Annotated in this window: 14 protein-coding genes; 13 read left to right on the top strand and 1 reads right to left on the bottom strand. The window is 60.8% G+C overall.

The features are described 5' to 3' along the window. The first annotated feature begins 76 nt into the window (after positions 1–76). The 4 genes from HW554_RS11625 (at position 77) to HW554_RS11610 (ending at position 6,818) form a co-directional block, all read left to right on the top strand. A complete protein-coding gene (locus HW554_RS11625) occupies positions 77–3,130 on the top strand; it encodes a SusC/RagA family TonB-linked outer membrane protein (RefSeq protein ID WP_176908757.1) in 3,054 nt (1,017 codons plus the stop codon). 96 nt (positions 3,131–3,226) lie between these two features. After that, positions 3,227–4,663, top strand: a complete 1,437-nt coding sequence (locus tag HW554_RS11620; protein WP_176908756.1) for a RagB/SusD family nutrient uptake outer membrane protein — start codon at positions 3,227–3,229, stop codon at positions 4,661–4,663. A gap of 30 nt (positions 4,664–4,693) precedes the next feature. After that, a complete protein-coding gene (locus HW554_RS11615; RefSeq protein WP_176908755.1) occupies positions 4,694–5,890 on the top strand; it encodes an alginate lyase family protein in 1,197 nt (398 codons plus the stop codon). 112 nt (positions 5,891–6,002) lie between these two features. Continuing rightward, positions 6,003–6,818, top strand: coding sequence for an SDR family oxidoreductase (locus HW554_RS11610; RefSeq protein ID WP_176908754.1), 816 nt, complete (start codon positions 6,003–6,005; stop codon positions 6,816–6,818). A gap of 98 nt (positions 6,819–6,916) precedes the next feature. Here HW554_RS11610 and uxuA read toward each other — a convergent pair whose 3' ends face one another. Beyond that, positions 6,917–8,080, bottom strand: a complete 1,164-nt coding sequence (gene uxuA / locus HW554_RS11605; protein ID WP_218134700.1) for a mannonate dehydratase — start codon at positions 8,078–8,080, stop codon at positions 6,917–6,919. A 365-nt stretch (positions 8,081–8,445) separates the two neighbouring features. Between uxuA and HW554_RS11600 the strand changes: the two genes are divergently transcribed. The 9 genes from HW554_RS11600 to HW554_RS11560 all read left to right on the top strand — a co-directional run bounded on the left by HW554_RS11600 (position 8,446) and on the right by HW554_RS11560 (position 22,148). Continuing rightward, the gene (locus HW554_RS11600) at positions 8,446–10,569 is read left to right on the top strand and encodes an Ig-like domain-containing protein (protein ID WP_176908753.1); all 2,124 of its coding nucleotides are present in this window, start codon (positions 8,446–8,448) and stop codon (positions 10,567–10,569) included. Between the two features lie 240 nt (positions 10,570–10,809). After that, positions 10,810–13,242 (top strand): glycoside hydrolase family 2 TIM barrel-domain containing protein, encoded by a 2,433-nt coding sequence (locus tag HW554_RS11595; protein ID WP_246285203.1) that lies wholly within the window; start codon positions 10,810–10,812, stop codon positions 13,240–13,242. Between the two features lie 156 nt (positions 13,243–13,398). After that, on the top strand, positions 13,399–14,637 hold the full coding sequence (locus HW554_RS11590; RefSeq protein ID WP_176908752.1) for an alginate lyase family protein: 1,239 nt from the start codon (positions 13,399–13,401) through the stop codon (positions 14,635–14,637). A 122-nt stretch (positions 14,638–14,759) separates the two neighbouring features. Continuing rightward, entirely contained in the window at positions 14,760–16,031 is a 1,272-nt protein-coding gene (locus HW554_RS11585) for a glycoside hydrolase family 88 protein (RefSeq protein WP_246285202.1), read from the top strand. A gap of 198 nt (positions 16,032–16,229) precedes the next feature. Continuing rightward, positions 16,230–17,690 (top strand): glucuronate isomerase, encoded by a 1,461-nt coding sequence (uxaC, locus tag HW554_RS11580; RefSeq protein ID WP_176908750.1) that lies wholly within the window; start codon positions 16,230–16,232, stop codon positions 17,688–17,690. Next, the gene (locus tag HW554_RS11575) at positions 17,683–18,726 is read left to right on the top strand and encodes a sugar kinase (protein ID WP_176908749.1); all 1,044 of its coding nucleotides are present in this window, start codon (positions 17,683–17,685) and stop codon (positions 18,724–18,726) included. The genes uxaC and HW554_RS11575 overlap by 8 nt, the downstream gene beginning before the upstream one ends. Before the next feature lie 148 nt (positions 18,727–18,874). Beyond that, positions 18,875–19,549: a beta/alpha barrel domain-containing protein gene (locus HW554_RS11570; RefSeq protein ID WP_176908748.1), complete on the top strand. Its 675-nt coding sequence runs from the start codon at positions 18,875–18,877 to the stop codon at positions 19,547–19,549. A gap of 5 nt (positions 19,550–19,554) precedes the next feature. Continuing rightward, positions 19,555–20,871 carry an MFS transporter gene (locus HW554_RS11565; RefSeq protein WP_176908747.1) on the top strand — a complete coding sequence of 439 codons (1,317 nt, stop codon included), beginning with the start codon at positions 19,555–19,557 and terminating at the stop codon, positions 20,869–20,871. Between the two features lie 32 nt (positions 20,872–20,903). Further along, on the top strand, positions 20,904–22,148 hold the full coding sequence (locus HW554_RS11560) for a DUF4861 domain-containing protein (protein ID WP_176908746.1): 1,245 nt from the start codon (positions 20,904–20,906) through the stop codon (positions 22,146–22,148). The last annotated feature ends 110 nt before the right edge of the window (positions 22,149–22,258 follow it).

The following is a 22,258-nucleotide window of genomic DNA, read 5'->3' as shown; positions in this document are numbered from 1 at the left end:
TCCGGCAAAAGCGCGCGTTTCCGATAGTCGATTCCAGTACTTGGCTGACCGGTTACTCACCTAATTCCCACATTATATGCGCACATCTACTCTGCTGCTAGTTCCCCTAGTTACGCTCGGGACCCTTACGGCAGCCCAGGCCCAAAGCCGGCAGATATCTGGCCGGGTGGTGAGTGCCGCCGATGGCACGGGCCTGCCCGGCGTAACGGTTATTGTGAAGGGCACTACCCAAGGTGCCAGCACCAACGCCGACGGTTCGTTCGTGTTAAACACGACGGTCGAAAACCCGCTGCTTGTATTCTCCTACGTAGGCTTTGCGGGCCAGCAGGTGCAGGTGAGCGGTTCTGCGCCGGTTACCGTACGGCTCGCCGAGCAGACCACCACGCTCAACGATGTAGTAGTGGTGGGTTATGGCACCCAGCGTAAACGCGACATTACAGGTGCCGTGGCTTCTATTTCGGCAGCGCAGGTGGCCGAAACGCCTATCACCCGGCCCGAGCAAATTTTGCAGGGCCGCGTGAGTGGGGTGCAGGTAACGCAGACCAGTGCCGAGCCGGGGGGCGATATTTCTATTCGCATCCGGGGCACGAACTCCATCAATACGGGTAACGAGCCGCTTTTCGTGGTCGATGGCTTTCCGGGCGCCGGTGATTTGAACTCTATCAATCCTTCCGATATCGAGTCGGTGGAAATTCTCAAGGATGCTTCAGCCACGGCCATCTATGGCTCGCGGGGCGCCAACGGGGTGGTGCTGATCACCACCAAAAAGGGTAAGGCCGGCGGCAACACCATTAATTTCGAGGCCTACACCGGCATTCAGATTGTGCGTAAGAAGTACGATTTGATGAATGCCCGCGAGTTTGCCAGCTACCTCAACGACGTGGCCGCAGAATCGGGTGGCACGCTGCCGCAGCCCTACCGCCCCAGCCAGATCGACTCGCTAGGCGAGGGCACCGACTGGCAGGACGAAATTCTTCGCACAGCCCGCGTAAGCAACTACCAACTCAGCTTCAATGGGGGCACCGAGGCCACGCGCTACAACCTGAGCCTGAATTATTTCGACCAGGAGGGTATCGTGCTCAACTCGGGCTTCCAGCGCGGTACGCTGCGTTTCAACATCGACCGCAAAATCAGTAATAAGCTCAGCTTTGGCCTGACGAGCCAGATTGCGGGCACCTTCGAGAAGCGGGCCTTCGTAAACTCGTCGGGTGGCAGCAACGGGGGCGTAATTCTGGACGCGCTGCGCTTCAGCCCCATCAATCCGGTGCGCGACGAGTTTGGCGAATACACGTTTTCGAACACGCCGCTGCCCAACGTGGAAAACATCGGCAACCCGGTAGCCTACGCCCTCAATACTAAGGACCACCGCACCACAGCGCGGGGCCTGTTTAATCTGGCCGGCAACTACGAACTTATCGAGGGCCTGACCCTGCGCTCGACCGCCGGCCTCGACTACCGCATCACCCAGGTCGACGTCTTCCGGCCCAACGACATCTTTTTGGGCCGCCTCAACCGGGGCCTGGCTACCCGGGGCGCGGTAAACCAGTATAGCTGGCTGAACGAGAACACGCTTACCTACGACAAGAAGCTCAACGAGAACAACGCCCTCAACGTGGTGGGCGGCCTCACGTTCCAGCGGTTTTTTGGCAACAACTTCGCCGTCTCGAACACCAACTTCTTCACCAACCAGCTGGGGTCCGACAATATCGGTCTCGGGGCCAACCTGCTGCCGCCCGGTTCAGGGCGCTTCTCCAACTCGCTGGCCTCTTACTTCGGCCGCGTCAACTACCGCCTGTTCGAGCGCTACCTGTTCACGGTGACGATGCGGGCCGACGGGTCCTCGCGCTTCGGCCGCAACAATAAGTGGGGCTACTTCCCGTCGGCGGCCTTTGCCTACCGGCTGATTGATGAACCGTTTATGCAGGGCTTGACCGCCCTGAGCGACTTGAAGCTGCGGGTGGGATACGGTATTACCGGCAACCAGGAAATTGATAACTACCAGTCGTTGCAGCGTTACGGCGTAGCGGGCTATGCCGGCGGCACGAGCCGCCTAGTGGGTCTAGCCCCGCTCAACATTGGGAACCCCAATTTGCGCTGGGAGTCGACGGCCTCCACCAACGTAGGCATCGACGTGGCCTTCCTTGAAAACCGCATCAGCTTCACGGCCGACGCATACTACAAAAAGACCACCGACCTGCTACTAGAAGTGGCCACCCCGCGCACTACGGGCTTTCCAAACCTGTTGCGCAATGCGGGCAGCGTGGAGAACAAGGGGCTTGAATTTGCCCTCAACACCTCCAACTTCGATGGACCGAAGTTCGGCTGGAACACCAACCTGAATTTGTCGCTTAACCGCAACAAAGTGCTCGACCTCGACGGCGAGTTTGAGCGGCCGGTGGGGCAGTCGAGTTCCAGCCTGTTCGTGGGCTCGGGAGTGGGCTTCACCAGCATCCTGCGGGTGGGCGAACCTATCGGCTCGTTTTATGGTCACCAGTCGAACGGCATCTGGCAGTCGGCTGATGAAATTAGGGCCAGCGGCATTACATCACCCGTTTACCGCCCCGGCGACCCGCGCTTTATCGACCAGAACGGCGATAATCAGATTACCTCGGCCGACCGCGTAATCATCGGGAATGCCCAGCCCAAATTCATTTACGGGGCCACCAACAACTTCCGCTACGGGGGCTTCAGCCTGAGCGTGTTTATTCAGGGCGTGCAGGGCACCGACGTGCTCAACCTGAACCGCTACGAGCTGGAATCGGGCATTTTCACCACCAACAAGCTCCAAACGGTGGTTAACCGTTGGACGCCGACCAATACCGACACCAACATCCCACGGGCCGGCAGCCCGGTGCGCCGCTCTACGGGCATCATCAGCGACTATGTGGAAGACGGCAGCTTCGTGCGCCTCAAAACCCTGACGCTTGGCTACACGCTGCCCAAGTTCAGCAACGCCGTGAAAGGGGCCAGCGTCTATGTTACCGCCCAAAACCTGATAACCATCACCGACTACTCGGGCTACGACCCGGAGGTGAACTCGTTCGGCCGCGACAACCTGAGCCTGAACACCGATTACAATGCCTTTCCCAGCACCCGCACGTTTATTTTCGGCGTGAAGGCATCCTTCTAAGCTGGTTTTGCTGGCTGGTTTTTGGCTTCGTCTGAAATCATCAAAAGCTAAAGGCCAGTCACCAGAAACCAATTCTCACTGCTTCTACTTTTCAAGATGAAAAAGAACCTACTGATACTTAGCTTGCTGGGCCTGAGCCTGGGTTCGTGCGAAAGTTTTCTGGAAGAAACGCCGTATGATTTCGTGGCTTCCGATACTTTTTACAAGAGCGAGGGCGACTTAGTGGCGGGCCTCAACGGTGCCTACGGGGCCCTGCTGCCGCAGCTGTACTTCGGCCGCACGGCCTGGCAAATCACGGAGCTGCCCGGCGACTACGTTCGGGTGGGCTCGGCTAGCGACGAGCGGGCCCAACTCTCTCGCTTCACGTACGATGAGCGCCTGAACGAGGTGAACAACTGGTGGACCAGCATCTACCTGATGGTGAACCGGGCCAACGACGTGATTGAGCGCGGCCCCGGCGTGCCCATGGATGAAGCCCGCCGGAACAACCTCATCGGCAATGCGCGCTTTTTGCGCGGTATGGCCTACTTCGATTTGGTGCGCTGCTTCGGCGACGTGCCGCTGGTGCTGAGCACTGTGAAGTCGCCGGACGATAATATAAAGCCGGCCCGCACGCCCGCCGCCGAGGTATACGAACAGGTAATTGCCGATTTGCAGTTTGCTGAGGCCAATTGCTTGGCCGAAAACCAGATTCCGGGCGACCAGAAAGGCCGGGCCTCGAAGGGGGCCGCCGCCGCCCTGCTGGCTAAGCTGTACCTGACCCGCGCCGGCAGTTCCGCCGCCAAGTCCACCGATATGGCCGACGCGCTGAGCGCCGTGAACCGGGTGATGAGTTCGGGCCTATACCGGCTGGTACCCACTTACTCCGACGTATTCGACCCGGACAAGGAAAATGGCCCTGAGCATATCTTCTCCATTCAGTTTGACTTGCCGCCCAACGTCGGCAGCATCATCGTGCGCCAGTTTACGCCCGCGCAGATTGTGCCTGACGGGCTCGGCACGTTCAGCGTGGAGCCGACATTCGTGACTTCCTACGCCACTGCCGACGTGCGCCGGACCTGGAATATTACCAACCGGGGTGCAAACGGCGCTACACTGCCGCGCTATTTCTTTGTCAAGTTCAAGGACCCGCTGCGCATCGGTAACGACTCGCGGGCCAACTACCTGGTGGCGCGCTACGCGGATATCCTGCTCCTGCAGTCAGAAATTCTCAATAACATCAACCCGGCCGACCCGGCCAAGTACACTGGCATCAACGCCGTGAGGGTACGGGCCGGTCTGGCACCACTCACGGGCACGACCACCAAGGACGCCTTCGTGGACTTGCTGGTGCGGGAGCGGGGCTGGGAGCTATGCATTGAGGGCCACCGCTGGTACGACCTGACCCGCCTTAAGCGCCTCAACGAAGCAGTAGTAGCAGCTAAGCCAACGCTGGTGAGCCGTGTGGATCCCCGCTACTATCTGTTCCCGATTCCGGTCAACGAATCTATCCTCAACCCCAATCTCACCCAGAACCCCGGCTACGGCCAGTAGGTTGCAGCCGGGGTAACGACAGATGATGTGATGCGAGGATTGTGCGTTTATCTGCTACTGCTGCTGAGCGACCTATGGGCTGCCCCGACTGCTGGGGCAGCTCCCGCTCCGCCCCGGTTGCTGCTACTCGATAGTGCCGCGCTGGCAACCGTTAAGGTTGCTTACCAGCAAGGCCAGGCCGCAGCTGTAAGGCCGGTAAAAGCGCTGCTGGCTGCGGCCGATAAGGCCCTGACGCGTGTGCCCGACCCCATCACCAGCAAGCCCCAAGTGCCGCCCAGCGGCGACAAACACGACTACCTTTCGCAGGCGCCCTACTGGTGGCCCGACCCCAATCGGCCCAACGGTAAGCCCTACATTCAAAAGGATGGATTGCGCAATCCTGAGTCGGTGAACATGCGCGACGGAGCCCGGCTGGCACAGGTGTGCCATGATGCCCGGCTACTCGGGCTAGCCTACTATTTCAGCGGGCAGGAGGCCTACGCCGCGCACGCTGCCCGGCAGCTGCGGGTATTCTTCTTGGACCCCGCCACCCGCATGAACCCTAATCTGAATTTTGGGCAGGGTATTCCGGGCAGCACCACGGGGCGGGGATTTGGCATTATCGAAACCCGCCACCTCACCGAGATTCCCGATGCGCTGGCCTTGTTGCACGGCAGCCGGGCCGCCGATGAAAAGCTGACGAAAAGTATACGCGGCTGGTTCCGGCAGTTTACCAGTTGGCTGCTTACGAGCCCCATCGGACAGCAGGAGCGGGGCAGCGAGAACAATCACGGGACTTTCTACGATCTGCAAGTCGTGGACTTTGCCCGGTTCACCGGAGATGCAGCGCTGGCCCGCACCACGCTGCAAACCCAAACGCTGCCCCGCATTGGGGTGCAATTCGCGCCCGATGGCTCGCAGCCATTGGAACTGGAGCGCACTCGGCCCTGGAATTACACGTCCATGAACCTGGAGGGCTGGGTAAAGCTGGCCATTCTGGCTCAACCGCTGGGCCTCGACTTGTGGCACTACCGCACGCCCGACGGGCGGGGACTTGAGCCCGCTGTAGCCTGGTTTACACCTTACCTGCTGGGCCAACGCCAGCTCGAGCGGCCCGACGTGATGCCGGTCAGCAACCGGACTATCCTAGCTATTTACAACCGGGTGCGTCCTTATTACCCTGCGTTGCCAGTAGCGACAGTGATGGCCCGATTTCCCGCCGAAAGCCGCTTGCCGTGGGAGTTGTGAAGAATGATGTTCGGTGAATGGCTTATGTTTTTCGCCTGAATAGTCGGAAACGCAACTAACGCCACGGCTCGAAAATCAGCGACTATACATTAACGATTACAGTGATTTGAAGATGACAGAGCAATTTTCTCTCCGGGATAAAGTAGTTGTGGTAACCGGCGGTACCGGCATTCTGGGCGCGGCTTTTATCGAAGGTATTGCGGCGGCCGGTGGAGCCGTGGGCATTCTGGGCCGCAACGCCGAGGTAGCCGAGCAGCGTGCTCAGGCAATCATTGCGCAGGGCGGCCGGGCGCTGGCGCTGGTGGCCGACGTGCTCGATGAAGGACAGCTGCGGGCTGCCGCCGATAAAGTGCGCAGCACCTTTGGCCGGCTAGATGGCCTCGTGAACGGGGCCGGCGGCAACGCGCCCGACGGCGTGCTCGACCCTGCCGATGATGTGTTCAACATGAATATTGAAGGCATGAGACGGGTGATGGACCTCAACCTCTGGGGCACGGTGCTCCCGACCCAGGTGTTCGGGCCGCTGCTGGCCGAGTCGGGCGCCGGCAGCATCGTCAATATTTCCTCCATGAACTCGAAGCGGGCCATTACTAAAGTGCTGGGCTACAATATGGGCAAGGCCGCCGTGGACTGCTATAACCAGTGGTTTGCGGTGGAAATGGCCAACCGCTACGCCGACAAGCTGCGCATGAACGCGCTGGCTCCCGGCTTTTTCCTCACCGAGCAAAACCGCGACCTGCTTACCAATCCCGACGGCACGTTCACGGAGCGCGGCGGAAAAGTCATCCGCCAGACACCCTTCCAGCGTTTTGGCCAGCCCGAGGAACTGCAAGGCGCTTTGGTGTGGCTGCTCAGCGACGCCTCCTGCTTCGTAACCGGCTCCATGATTTGTGTGGACGGCGGCTTCTCGATTTTTGGGGGCGTGTAACTGATTTTCTGGAATGCTTGGCGTGCCTTGAGGCTTCACTTAAAAACCAGCTCCTGCCCCTTAAAAAGGCTCAGGAGCTGGTTTTTAAGGTTCAGCAACTACAGACTGCGCATAATGCCCAGCTCCAAGCCGCGCAGTTCGGCCAAACCGCGCAGGCGGCCAATAGCCGAGTAGCCAGGGTTGGTGCGCTTATGCAGGTCGTCGAGCATTTGGTGGCCGTGGTCGGGGCGCATGGGCAGGCTAATTTGCCGTTGCCGCATTACCTGCACCACTTCGCGTAGCACGGTGTACATATCCACGTCGCCTTCGAGGTGGTTGGCCTCGTAGAAGTTTCCGGCCGCATCGCGCTGGGTGCTGCGCAGGTGCAGAAAGTGGATGCGGTCGGCGAACTGGCGCACCATGGCCGCCAGGTCGTTATCGGGCCGCACACCAAACGAGCCGGTGCAGAAGCACAGCCCGTTGTTGGGCGAGGGCACTGCTTCAAACAGAGCCCGCACATCGGCGGCAGTGCTCACCACCCGGGGCAGGCCCAGGATGGGGTAGGGTGGGTCGTCGGGATGAATGGCTAGGTTGATACCCACCTCTTCGGCTACCGGCACAATGTCGCGTAGAAACAGCACCAGATTTTCCCGCAGCTGATCTGCGTCTATGTCTTGGTACGCATCCAGCGCCTGCTGAAACTGCTGGAGTGTGAAGCTTTCCTCGCTGCCGGGCAGGCCGGCAATGAGGGTGCGCTGCAGCTGCTGCCGTTGCTCGGGGCTCATGCCCGCCAGCCGGGCTTCGGCGGCGGCCAGCTCAGCCGCCGGGTACTCGGCGCGGGCTCCGGGCCGCTGCAGCAGCAGGGTATCGAACGCCACGAAGGCCAGCCGCTCGAAGCGCAATGCCCGTGAGCCGTCGGCCAACTCGTAGGCCAGGTCGGTTCGGGTCCAGTCGAGTACCGGCATAAAGTTGTAGGTAACGGTGCGGATACCGCAGGCCGCCAGGTTGCGCAGGCTCTGCTGGTAGTTGCCGATGTAGCGCCGGAAGTCGCCGGTGCGGGTTTTGATATGCTCATGCACCGGCACGCTTTCTACCACGCTCCAGCACAGGCCGGCAGCGGCTACTTCGTCCTGCCGCCGCTTAATTTCGGCTACCGGCCACACCTCGCCGTTGGGAATGTGGTGCAGGGCCGATACCACGTCGGTGGCGCCAGCCTGGCGGATGTCGGCGAGTGAAACGGGGTCCTGGGGGCCGTACCAGCGCCAGCTTTGGATGAGAGGCATCAGGAAAGAAAAGTTGGGGAGGAAAAACGAGGCCGGGGTGGCGGCAGCACAACGCGGTTGAGCCAGTTGATAGCCCCCAAATACCGCATTATCGCGCGGGTTGCCGTCAGGAAGTCGTCGATTTATTTACGTAATCGTTTCCGCTTTCTGGGATAGAGCAGGGCTACGGAGACGTCGGGAGAGCGGAAACGATTCCGTAGATATATGCTATCCAAAGTACGGCAACTCACGGCTTTTTTGTGAACTTGAGCACCAGATTAAGCCAGATAATCAGCTGATATCCAGCGCAAAGATTCTACCCTTCTGGGGTAGCCACGCCGGACTGCTACCGCGCTCCTTTTCCTCCACCAATTCCTGCAACCGCTATGAAACAATTTTTCCTCCCCTGCTTCTCGGCGCTGCTGCTAGGCCTTGCTCTGGCCTCGCCCCTGAGCGGGCAGGCCCAACCGGCCAGCAAGCCGGCTCCTGGTATGGCCAACCAGACGGCCGCCGTTATCAACTGCAACAGCGTAGCCGCCATTCAGCAGGCCCTTGCCAATGCCCGGCCTGGCGACGAAATTGTGGTAGCGGCCGGGATTTACAAAAGCCTGACCGTGACTGACCTGGCCTGGTTTTCCTCGAAAGCCAGCGGCACGGCGGCCCAACCCATTATTCTGCGCGGGGCCAGCGCTACCAATCGGCCGATTCTGGAAGGAGCGGGGCCGGGCACGGCGGGCTACGTGTTGCGCATTCTGGGTGGCAACTACTGGACTATCAAAGATTTGGAGCTGCGGCAGGGCTCGAAGGGGCTGGTGCTCGATAACTCCAGTTACGGCCGGATTACCAACGTGGCAATGCATGACGTGGGCGATGAGGCCTTGCACCTGCGCGACGGCTCGGGCCGCGTGGTGGTCGATGGCTGCCAGATTTATAACACCGGCCTCGTGCAGCCCGGGTTCGGGGAGGGCATTTATATTGGTTCCGACGTAGGCCAGCACGATAAGTACCGCCCGCATTGCGACTTCAACACGGTGCAGAACTGCACGATTGGCCCCAACGTGGCCGCCGAAGGGCTGGATCTGAAGGAAGGCACCCGCGGGACGATTATCCGCAACAACACGTTTTCGGCTGCGGGCATCAGCGGCGTAAACAGCGCCGACGCCTTTATCGACCTGAAAGGCTCCTCCGCCTTCGTGTACGGCAATACCTTTAACCGGGCGGGTTCCACGGTGCTGGCTTCGGGCCTCGATATTCTGGACCGGGGGCTGCCGAGCCGCACGGCCGACAGTCTGGCCATTTTCAACAACACGTTCAACCTGCAAACCGCTGGCGGGCAAATCCCGACGGTGCGCAAAAAGCAGGGCAGCCTCAGCAACGTCCACATCTGGAACAACACGCGGGTGCCTAACACGCCCGATTTTCCGCTCAGCGACGGGACGGAGAGCAGCATCATCAAAAGCTGCCCCAGCTGGAATATTGTACCCTGCAGCGGCGGTACGCCCCCGGCCAACCAGCCGCCCACAGTTACGCTCACGTCGCCGGCCAGCAACAATCAGCAGTACGTGTTGGGCACCACCATCGCGCTGGCGGCCACCGCCACCGACCCCAACGGTCCGATTCAGCAGGTGAACTTCAAAATCAACGGGGCTTTCTATCAGCAGGACAATACGGCCCCATATAGCGCGAGCTGGACGCCCACGGTGGCCGGCACTTATACCGTGGCCGCCCGGGCCATAGAGGCTGGGACTCAGGGTTTGGCTACGGAAGTCTCCCGGACGGTAATTATTACGACTGCCCCTACAGGCGGCGGCAGCAGCTGCGCGTTCGGAACGCCGACGGCTAACGGTTTGCCGGTGTTCAATAATGTATCCTTCAGCAACATCCACGTGCTGGGTAGCGGCGGCCCGGCGCTAAGCAACTTCAAGAAGTTTAGTTTGTACTGGAACCCCGCGGCCAACAGCCTTTATAAGTTCGCCTTTAATACCACCAACGGCGTGCCCGCTTACTACGTGGATTTCAGCAGCAGTATGGCGTTTCAGCTGAAGAATGCCCGGCCAGAGGTGACGCTGACCAGCACCGGGCTGGCTGGCCTCGACGGGGCTTACTGGGTGACCAACGATGGCAGCAACTTTGTGATGGTGTCGAAAACCAAGGGCTTCACGCTCTACTTCAGCAACTCAGCCACTGCGCCAACCTGTGGCGGCGCGGCCAGCGCCACTGCCGCTCCAGGGGCTTCTACAGCCCGGCAACCCGCCACGCTGGCCGGTTTTAAGACCCTGCAAGCCTACCCCAACCCCGCCACCAGCGACGTGCTAAACGTGTTGGGCCTGGGTGGTACTGCGGCCGAACTGATGGTGATGGACCAGTTAGGCCGGGTGCTGCTGCGCCAGCCGCTGGCCGCCGGCCAGCCAGACGCTGCCGTGCGCATAGCCGACCTGCCCGCGGGGTATTACCTGGTGGTAGTGGGTGAAGGCCCACAACGGCAGACCGTACGCTTCAGTCGTCAATAGCCTTACCGCAAACCCACTAACTACAGCAGACGCCCCATCCCGCGAGCGGGGTGGGGCGTCTGCTAAGAACCTGAATACCGAATCAGCCAGCTCCGCCAGGGCAACTTGGCGCGGGGCCCGCCTTCCCGGCCAAGGCCGGAGTAGCTTACCCCCGTGCCTGCTCAGTTGACACGAGTCTATCCCAAACCCTTGTTTCTCTTCCTGTTGAAGTTTCCACCATTCCTTCGCTGCATTTTCTTTTTGATACTAGCTGGCAATATACCCGCCCAGGCCCAGCAAACCACCCGCCTAACCACCAGCTGGGAGTACATGAAACATGATTTGGGTGGTATTTGGGAAGCGGTGCGCCCCGCCGCGCCCGGCTCGCCCGAAACCGTGCCGCTCTGGACGCCGGTAGTGCTGCCCCACTGCTTTAATGCCGTGGATGCCGTGGCCCCCGACGTGAATTACTACCAAGGGCCGGGTTGGTACCGCACTCAGCTAGCCGTGCAAAACCCCTACGCCGGGGGCCGTACACTACTGCATTTCGAGGGTGCGGGCCAGAAAACCGAGGTCTATATCTACACCACCAAAGTGGGCAGCCATGTAGGTGGCTACGACGAGTGGACGGTGGATATCACCCAGGCCGTGGCTGATTTCCAAAAGACCGAAGCTTACCAGAAGCAGTTCAAGGGTAAAATCCCGCTCAGCATCCGCTGCGACAACTCCCGCGACCTGGAGATGATGCCGTCTGATTTGTCGGATTTCAACCTGTACGGCGGCCTCTACCGCTACCTCAACCTAACCTACACCCCGGCCTTGTACGCCGAGCGCCTCATGGCCCACGCGGCAGTAGATGCGGCTAATAAAACCGGCACCCTGAGCCTTAAAATAGCTTTCCCGGGCACCGTAGCGGTGGGCATGAACGCGCCGGTAGCCGTGCGCTTACTCGACCCACGCGGCAAGGTGGTGGGCCAGTACAAGGGCTCGGTGCGGGTAGCGGCCGGTGAGGTGGCCGTGCATGATTTCACGGTGAAAAAGCCTCAGCTATGGTCGCCCGAGAGCCCGCAGCAGTACGCGGTGGCGGTGACGGTGGGAGAAGGCACCCAGGTCTGGAAGCAGACCACGCAAGTTGGGTTTCGGCACATCGAGTTCGTGGAGCGCGGGCCGTTCAAGCTCAACGGGCAGCGGTTGCTGCTGCGTGGCACCCACCGCCACGAGGACCACGCCGGGGTGGCCGCGGCCATGACCGAGCCCCAGATTCGGCAGGAAATGCGGCTGATGAAACAGATGGGCGTCAACTTTATCCGCCTGGGCCACTACCAACAATCACGCATCGTGCTGAATCTGTGCGACTCGCTGGGCATTGTGGTGTGGGAGGAAGTGCCATGGTGCCGGGGCGGGCTGGGCGGGCCGGTGTACCAGGAGCAGGGCCGCCGCATGATGACCAACATGGTGCAGCAGCACTACAATCACCCGTCCGTTATCATCTGGGGCCTGGGCAACGAAAACGACTGGCCCAACGATTTTCCCGAGTTCGACAAGGAGAAAATACGCACCTACATGAAGGAAATCAACGACTTGGCTCATCGGCTCGACCCCAGCCGCTACACCGCCATCCGCCGCTGCGACTTCGCCAAAGATATCCCCGACATCTATTCGCCCTCGATTTGGGCGGGCTGGTACCGGGGCATCTACACCGATTATAAAAAGGTATCGGAGGAGGAGTTCAAGCGAGTGAAACGGTTTCTGCACGTGGAATGGGGCGGCGACAGCCACGCCGGCCGCCACTCCGAAACCCCCGATAATGCGCTGGCCAAAATAAAGACCGGCCAGGGCGCCGACGAGCGGGCCGGCGACGCCTCACTGCTGGGTGGCAGCGCCCGGGTCTCGAAAGATGGCGACTGGAGCGAAAGCTACATCTGCAACCTCATCGACTGGCACCTCAAGGAGCAGGAAACCATGCCCTGGCTCAGCGGCACTGCCTACTGGCCGTTCAAGGATTTCTCGACCCCCGTGCGCCCCGATAACCCCGTGCCCTACATGAACCAGAAGGGTGTGGTGGAGCGGGATTTTACGCCCAAGGAGAGCTACTACGTGTTTCAGTCGTACTGGACCGACAAGCCGATGGCCCATATTTACGGGCAATCTTGGCCGGTGCGCTGGGGTGAGCCGGGCGAGTTGAAGATGGTGAAAGTGTACTCGAACTGCGAGCGGGCCGAGCTATTTGTGAACGGAAAAAGCCAGGGCTTTAGAACCCGCAGCAGCCAGAACTTCCCGGCTGCCGGCCTGAACTGGCAGGTGCCGCTGCTGGCCGGTACCAACCAGGTGCGAGTAGTGGCTTACCAGGGCAAGCAGCGCGTAGAGGACCAAATCAGCTTCCGCTACCAAACTGAGAAGTGGACTACCCCCGTCCGCCTCACGCTCACCAAAACCGCCGAGGCCAACGGCCTGGTAACCGTGGAGGCCCAATTATTCGATGCTCAGGGGGTGCTTTGTCTTGATGCCATTAACTGGCTGCATTTCTCGGTGGCCGGCGAAGGCCGGTTACAGGACGATTTAGGTACCAGCAGTGGCTCCAGCAAAGTGCAGGCCTACAACGGCCGGGCCATCATCCGCCTGCAAGCTACGCCCGGCCAAACGACGGTAGCCGTGCAGTCGCCGGGGTTGCCCGCGGCGGTGCTGGCGCTGTAGGCTGCGCCTATTCTCTGCAAACGATTCCGTAAATAAAGCCGGCTGTTTCCGGGGTATCGGGGGTGGTTAAGGCTACATTTAACCGTTGCCGGGGCGTTGCTGCGGTGGCGTTTGCGACACAATACGCCGGCTTTGTTCGCCTTTCCCACCCGCCTTATGCCCGTGTTTGCTTTCCTGCCCGCGCTCTTGCGCACGGGCCTTGTGGCTTGCTTACTTGCGGGCGGCTGCGTGGGCCCGAAACCGACTAGCGCGGACGGCGCCGATAAGACTACCAGCACCGATCAATCTGACCCGCTGAAGCAAGTGGTGACGCGCACGTTGCGGGCCCAAGTGCTGGCCGAGGCCAATCAAGCCCTTAAGGAAATGCCGCGCACGGTAACCGACAGCGTAGCAGCCCGGAGTGCTGGTGGAATTCACGATTTCTTCTCGGAGGGCGACTACTGGTGGCCTGACCCGGCCAACCCCGGCGGCCCCTACGTACAGCGCGACGGCCAGACCAACCCCACCAACTTCGTGGCCCACCGCCGGGCCATGATTCGGTTCAGCCGCATCATTGGGGCGCTGGCCTCCGCCTACCAACTCACCCGCGACGAGCGGTACGCCCGCCACGCGCTGCTGCATTTGAGCGCCTGGTTCCTAGACCCGGCTACGCTCATGAACCCCTCGCTGCTGTATTCGCAGGCTATTCCGGGGAAGTTTACCGGGCGCGGCATTGGGGTGATTGATACGATTCAGCTGCTGGAAGTGGCCCAGGGCGTGCGGGTGTTCGAGGCTACTTCGCCGGCCTTCCGGAGTGGGGCAGCGCTGGCCGGAATTAAGCAGTGGTTCAGCACCTACCTCACCTGGCTCACGACGCACCAGTACGGCCTCGACGAGATGAACGCGGCCAACAACCACGGTACCTGCTGGACCATGCAGGTGGCTACTTTTGCTCGCCTCACCGGTAACCAGGAGCTGCTCGATTTCTGCCGCACACGCTACAAAACCGTGCTGTTGCCCACCCAGATGGCCCCCGATGGCAGCTTTCCGCTCGAAACCCGCCGCACAAAGCCCTACGGCTACTCCCTGTTCAACCTCGATGCCATGACCACGCTCTGCGCCGTGCTCAGCACCCCCACCGACGACCTTTGGACTTACCAGACGCCCGACGGTCGGGGGATCCGGCGCGGCATCGAGTTTTTGCACCCCTACATCCAGAATAAAAGTGCCTGGCCTTTCGCCCAGGATGTGATGTACTGGAACGACTGGCCGGTAGCTCAGCCTAGCCTGGTGCTGGGAGCGGTACGGTTCGATAACCGCCAGTGGCTAACTACCTGGCAGGGCCTCAACCACGACCCCCAGGTGCCCGAAGTGCTGCGCAACCTACCCGTCCGCCACCCGCTCATCTGGCTGTGAATTAGCAGTGAGGAATGGATGCTGAGAAATTAGAATCTCAGCTCTAAACCATCCTCTGAAGCGTAAAGCAACCTATTTGTTGGTTGGCTCCTATCAGTTTGAAAACAGCATCTGCAATGCGCATGAATCTTCGTTTTTTCCTTTGTCCGGTTATTGGTTTGACCCTGCTGGCGGGCTGCCAAACCAGCAAACCCGCCGCCTCTTCGGCCATGCGGGGCACGCTGGACTTGGCCGAAACGCAGGCGGCGTTGCTATTGCGTGAGGTGCCGGCCGCACAGGCCAGCAACCCCGCGCCGGCCGGTAAGCCGCCGCTGGTGTCGCCGCGAACCGTGGATGCCCAGGGTAATCTGGTGTTGGTAGCCTCGCGCGACTGGACCAGCGGCTTCTGGCCCGGCTACTTGTGGCTGCTAGCCGAGGCCACCGGGCATGACAAATGGCAGACGCCCGCCCGGCAGTACATGGCTTTTATTGAGCCCGAAAAGACCAACGGCACCACCCACGATATGGGCTTCAAGGTGTACTGTAGCTTCGGCACTGGCTACCGTTACACCCAGGATGCCGCTTACAAAGAGGTTATCCTGACCTCGGCCCGTACGCTCAGCACCCGTTTCAACCCGGCCGTGGGGGCCATCCGCTCCTGGGACCACCATCAGGATGTGTGGGGCTTCCCGGTGATTATCGACAACATGCTCAACCTGGAGCTGCTATTCTCCGCTACCCGCCTTTCGGGCGACTCCTCATTCTACAAAATTGCTGTTCAGCACGCTAACACAACGCTCAAAAACCACTTCCGCCCTGATTTCAGCACTTATCACGTAGTCGATTACAACCCCGGCACTGGGGCCGTGGTGACGCGCACCACGCACCAGGGCGCCGCGCCCGAGTCGGCGTGGGCGCGCGGGCAGGCCTGGGCGCTGTACGGCTACACGCTGATGTACCGCGAAACCCGTGATCCAACCTATTTGGCCCAGGCCGAGCGTGTAGCGGCCTACCTATTGGGCCATCCCAACCTGCCCGCCGACGGGGTGCCGTACTGGGATTTCAACGCCCCCAATATCCCCAATGAGCCCCGCGACGCCTCGGCCGGAGCCCTTATTGCCTCAGCTCTGTACGAGTTGAGCACCTACAGCCCGCAAGCTGCTATTTACCGCGCCCAGGCCGATAAAACCCTGGTCAGCCTCGCTCAAGACTACACTGCTTCGGCCGGTACGAACCGCGGCTTTCTGCTGCTGCACAGCACTGGCTCGAAACCCTCGAACAGTGAGGTGGACGTGCCGCTGAACTACGCTGACTATTACTTTATGGAGGCCTTGCTGCGCCAGCGTCATCTGGCCGCCGGCCGCGCAGTAGTGGATGGCGGGCCAGTTGTGAACGGTGGAATGAGAGGGAAGTAAAATGGTGAAGAGAGAACGTCATGCTTCATCTGGTGTCCGCAAAGCCGAAGTATGTCTACCGCTTCGTTGGATTACTACTACAACGAAGCGGTAGAGATGCTTCGACTACGCCTCCGGCTTCGCTCAGCATGACAACGTCCCCCCAAGCCCACTGACCACCGCCCGCCTAAGCACCAACAACGAAGCTCTTAGCACTAAATGAATATGCCTTTCCTTGGCCCTGATTTTCTGCTGCACTCTGAGCCGGCCCGGCGGCTGTACCATGAGTACGCGGCGGCCATGCCCATTATCGACTATCACTGCCATCTGCCGCCTAACGAGTTAGCTCAGAACCGGCAGTTCGAGAACCTGACCCAAATCTGGCTGGCCGGCGACCATTACAAGTGGCGGGCCATGCGGGCCAACGGGGTGGATGAGCGCTTCATTACGGGCGACGCCACGGACTGGGAGAAGTTTGAGCACTGGGCCGCAACTGTGCCCTACACCCTGCGCAACCCACTCTACCATTGGACCCACCTGGAGCTGCAACGCTACTTCGGCATCACCGAGCTGCTGAACCCAATCAGTGCCCGCCGTATCTGGGACGCCTGCAACGCGCAACTCCAAACCTCCGAATTCTCAACCCAGAGCCTGCTGCGCAAGATGCACGTGGAAGTGGTGTGCACCACTGACGACCCGGCCGATACCCTGGAGTACCACCGCGCCCTGGCTGCCACCAATACCGATGGCCCGCGGATGCTTCCCACTTTCCGGCCCGACAAGGCCCTGGCCGTGGAAGACCCCGCCGCCTACAATGCCTACCTGCATCGGCTGGGCGCGGCCGCCGGCCTCGATATCCACACGTATGAGGACTTGAAAACGGCCCTGCGCCAGCGTCACGACTACTTTGCCAGCCTGGGCGGCCGGCTCTCCGACCACGGCCTGAGCCACTTGTACGCCGACGATTATACGCCTGCACAGGTGGCGGCAGCCTTCGCCAAAGTGCGCGGCGGCGCGGCGCTTAGTCCCGCCGAATCCGGGCAGTTTAAGTCGGGCTTGCTGGTGTTTTTGGGTCGCCTGAACTGGGAAAAGGGTTGGACTCAGCAGTTTCACGTGGGCGCGTTGCGCAACACCAGTACTCGGCTGCTACGCCGCGTGGGTCCCGATGCCGGGGCCGACTCGATTGGCGACCACCAACAGGGCCTGGCCCTGGCTCGCTACCTCGACCGCCTCGACGCGCCCAACCAGTTGGCCAAAACCATTCTCTACAACCTCAACCCCGCCGACAACGACCTGCTGGCCACCATGGCCGGCAACTTCCAGGACGGTTCGGTGCCAGGTAAAATCCAGTTTGGTTCGGGCTGGTGGTTTCTCGACCAGAAGGACGGCATCGAGCGGCAACTCAACAGCCTCTCCAGCCAGGGTTTGCTGAGCCGGTTCGTGGGCATGCTCACCGATTCGCGGAGCTTCCTTTCGTTTCCGCGCCACGAGTATTTCCGCCGCATTCTGTGCAACCTGCTGGGCGAAGATGTGCGCCGGGGCGAGCTACCCGACGACCTACCTGCCCTGGGCCAGCTCGTGCAGAACGTGTGCTACCACAACGCCCGCCAGTATTTTGGCTTCGATAAGGCCCCAATGGCAGCGACTCCTGTTTCATCTGCACCCACTGCCCATGTCTAGCGCCACACCTGTTTCAGGCCGCGCCGGGGGCGTGGTTACTTTTGGCGAAATCATGCTGCGCCTCTCGCCGCCCGGCCATCAGCGTTTGAGTCAGGCCACCAGCCTGGAGGCCACGTACGGTGGGGGCGAGGCCAATGTGGCCGCCGGCTTGGCCGGCCTGGGGCTGCCCGCCACCCACGTTACCTGTTTCCCCGACAACCCGCTGGGCCACGCCGCCGCCCGCCACTTCCGGCAATACGGCGTGGGTTTGGCCGGCACCGTGTTCCGGGGCGAGCGGCTGGGTTTGTATTACCTCGAAACCGGGGCCTCGTTGCGCGCCAGCCAGGTGGTGTACGACCGCGCCCACTCGGCCTTTGCCAGCCTGCAGCCCGAGTGGTTTGCCTGGAATGAAATTCTGCATGACGCCCAATGGCTGCACTGGACCGGCATTACGCCCGCCATTTCGGCCGGCGCGGCCCAGGCTACCCGCGAGGCCATTGCTGCCGCCCGCGCCCAGGGCCTCACCGTATCGGCCGATGTGAACTACCGCCGCAACCTGTGGCAGTACGGCGCCAAAGCCCAGGACATAATGCCCGAATTGGTAGCCGGCTGCGACATCATCGTGTGCTCGGAGGGCGACGCGGTCGACCTGTTCGGCATTGAGCCCGAAGCCGGCACCGGCAACGGCTTTGCCTCGGTGGCCGCCCAGCTGCTGCAACGCTTCCCGCAACTCAAGCAGGTGCTGGCTACCAAGCGCAAAACTCAAAGTGCCTCGCATGAGCGCATTAAGGGCATGCTCTTCGACGCTGAGCAAGGCTACCTGCAAACTCCTTACTACGACCTGACGCCGGTTGTGGACCGCATTGGGGGTGGCGACGCCTTTCTGGCCGGCTTCCTCTACGGGTGCCTCCAAAACCACTCGGCCGCCGATGCACTGGCCTTTGCTACCGCCGCCTCGGCCCTCAAGCATACCATTCCCGGCGACATCAACCTAATAACGCCGGCCGAAGTTGAGCACATTCTGGCCGGCAACGTCAGCGGCCGGCTGCTCCGATAGCTTTTCTAAGCTAGTAGCTGACCGCTATTAGCTAATAGCTTTTTTCAAGATGAAGCCCGAAGTGCAGAGGGCCCATAGGGCAACTACCAAACAAATTCTCAGAACGAAGCTAACAGCTAACAGCTGCCAGCTAATAGCTTAAAAAGCAATGTCTCCTCCCAAAAATCTCCCGTCCGTAGCCGCCCCCGAGGCTCTGGCCCGGATGCTACAGGCACCCCTGGTGCCGGTGTTCTACCACGCCGACATCGAGCATGCCAAACAGATAGTACAGGCCTGTTACGCGGGTGGAGTGCGGGTATTCGAATTCACCAACCGCGGCGACAATGCCTTGCCCGTGTTCCGTCAGCTGCGCGAATTTGCGCGGCACGAATGCCCCGAACTGCTGCTAGGTATTGGCACGGTATACGACGCCAAAACGGCCGAGGCCTTCATTGCGGCCGGGTCCGATTTTGTGGTGCAGCCGGTTACGACGGCCGACGTGGCCGCCACATGCCAGCACCACGACGTGGCCTGGGTGCCGGGCGTGCTCACGCCCAACGAGATTTTCCAGGCCATTCAGTTGGGGGCAGAGCTGGTCAAGATTTTCCCTGGCAACCTCGTGGGGCCCGACTATGTGAAGGCCATCCACGGGCCCATGCCCCAGATGAAAATTATGGTTACGGGCGGCGTAGAACCGACTCTGGAAAGCCTGACGGCCTGGTTTGCTGGCGGGGTGAGTTGCGTGGGCATTGGCTCCCAACTGTTCAAAAACAGCGCCGACCCGGCCGCCCTCACGGCCCGCGTGGCCGGACTGATTTCCTTCATTCACTCTTTAAAACGCTAACGGCCATGCAGAAACCTGTCGGAAATTACCGCTGGACCGTGGTGGCCCTGTTGTTCTTTGCCACCAGCATCAACTACCTCGACCGCCAGGTTATCGGCCTGCTCAAGCCCACGCTCGAGGAGCAGTTCAGCTGGACCGAAACCGACTATAGCTACATCGTGATGGCGTTTTCGGCGGCTTATGCGCTGGGTTTGCTGCTATTTGGCCGGTTGATTGACCGCATCGGCACCAAAAAAGGCTACGCATTTTCTATCATTGCCTGGAGCGGGGCCGCCATTGCCCATGCCTTTGCCACCAGTACTATCGGTTTTGGAGTAGCGCGGGCCGCATTGGGCCTGGGCGAGGCTGGCAACTTTCCGGCGGCCGTGAAAACGGTGGCCGAGTGGTTTCCAAAGAAGGAGCGGGCCCTAGCCACCGGCATTTTCAACTCCGGGGCCAACATTGGGGCCGTAGTGGCCCCCGTGCTCGTGCCCTGGATTTTGGGCGTGTACAACTGGGAAATGGCCTTTATCCTCACTGGGGCCATTGGTTTTATCTGGCTGATATTCTGGTGGTATGGCTACGAAGTGCCTGCCCGCCAAGCCAAGCTTTCGGCCGAAGAGCTGGCCTACATCAACTCCGACGACGACGAGGCAGATGCTTTGACGGCCACCGGGCAGGGCGCGGGCGTGGGCTGGGGTCGGCTGCTGAGTTTGCGTCAGACCTGGGTATTTCTGCTGGGCAAGCTGCTCACCGACCCCATCTGGTGGTTTTTCCTGTTTTGGCTGCCCTCATACTTTGCCACTACGTTCGACCTCGACCTGAAAAAGCCCAGTCTGCCGCTGGTGGTGGTGTATTCGATGACGACTGTGGGTAGCATCGGGGGTGGGTACTTGTCGTCGTGGCTGATTAAGAAGGGCTGGCCGGTGGATAAGGCCCGCAAAACGGCCATGCTGCTGTTCGCCTTGGCTGTGGTACCAATTATGGCCGCTCGCTACGCCACCGGCATCTGGCCGGCCGTGGCCCTCATCAGCCTGGCTGCTGCCGCCCACCAGGCCTGGAGCGCCAATATTTTCACGGTGGCTTCCGACATGTTTCCTAAGCGCACGCTCAGCTCGGTTATCGGCCTGGGTAGCATGGCCGGCTCCATTGGCGGCATCCTGTTTCCGCTGCTTATCGGCTATCTGCTCGATTCGGCCAAGAACAGCGGCAACATCAACGCCGGCTACAACATTATTTTCCTGATTTGCGGCTCGGCCTATTTGGTGGCTTGGACGGTGATGCACTTCATTTCACCCAAACTCAGGCCCGTAACCGAACAGGAGTTGACTGGACGGGCTTAACCTGACCCAATATCCTTTCAGACCCCAGCGCAATGCGTATTTCCCATTCTCTTCTCGCCTTAACCCTACCGCTGCTGGGTGCCGGTGCCCTGGCTTCGTGCGCGAGCACCAAGCCGACTGCCGCTGGGGGTGCCGGCTCGCTTACGGTGACCGTGCGCAACCGCCTGGCCCAGGCCCGGCCGGCCGAAACGGTGAGCATTCCGGCCACCCACTTGCAGGCGCTACTGACGGAGTTCGGAGCCGAAAACCTGCTGGTGCGCGATGAGCAGACGGGAAAGTTTATAGTAAGCCAAACGGTGGACACGGACGGCAATGGCACCGTAGATGAACTGCTGTTTCAGGTGGCTAGCGCGGCCGGTGGCACCCGCACCTTTGGGGTACTCGGCCAGTCCGATGGGGCCGCCCGCCAGCCCCAAAGCGAGCTGACGACGTACTCGCGCTTTGCGCCCGAGCGCACCGACGACTATGCCTGGGAAAACGACCGGGTGGCCTTCCGCACCTATGGCCCCGAAGCTGAGCGCATGGTAGTAGCCCAGGAAAAAGGTGGCACCCTTACCAGCGGCATGGACTGCTGGCTTAAGCGCGTCTCGTACCCCGTAATTGATAAATGGTACGGCAACTACCCCGCCGACCACCGCTACTACCACGTAGACCGGGGCGAGGGCTACGACCCTTACCACGTGGGCGACAGCCGGGGCTTTGCGGGTACGGGCGTCTGGGACAATGATTCGCTGTATGTTTCGCGCAACTTTGTCAGCTACCGGCGGCTGGCTATTGGGCCCATCCGTACCTTATTTGAGCTGAGCTACGCGCCCTGGTCGGCCAACGGCCGTACGGTGCAGGAAAAGAAAATCATCAGTCTCGACTTGGGCAGTAACCTCACGCGCTTCGAGGAGCAGATCAGCGCCGATAAGCCGTTGCCCAACTTGGCCATCGGTACCACCCTGCACGCCGAGCCCAAGGGGGTACGCGGCGAAATTAAAGCCGAGCCCAGGCAGGGGTGGTTTCGTTACTGGGAGCCCATGGACGACGCGCAGCTGGGCACCGGCGTAGTACTGGCCCCCCAGGCCATTCAGGGTTGGCAGGACCGCCGTAGTAAAACCAAGGACCAAAGCCACCTGCTGGTGATGGCCACGCCCACCGACGGCCGGCTGGTGTACTACGCCGGCTTCGGCTGGACCAAAAGCGGCCAGTTCGCCACCGCTACCACCTGGGATGATTACCTGCGCGACTTCGCCCAGCGCCTAGCTTCCCCGCTGGAAGTGCAGGTGAAATAGCCTATTGATTTCAAGTCGTTTGTTTCTAGTTTTTAGTTTAATAAAAAGAAGCAGAGTACCGGAAGCCGGAAAGTAAGCAGCTAGGAAATACCCATCAAAACCCACCAGTA

Origin of the sequence: Hymenobacter lapidiphilus (assembly GCF_013377885.1) — a bacterium.
GTDB classification, from domain to species: Bacteria; Bacteroidota; Bacteroidia; order Cytophagales; family Hymenobacteraceae; genus Hymenobacter; species Hymenobacter lapidiphilus.
Note: the sequence above shows the minus strand (reverse complement) of the source record. Positions and strands in the feature narration are given on the sequence as shown.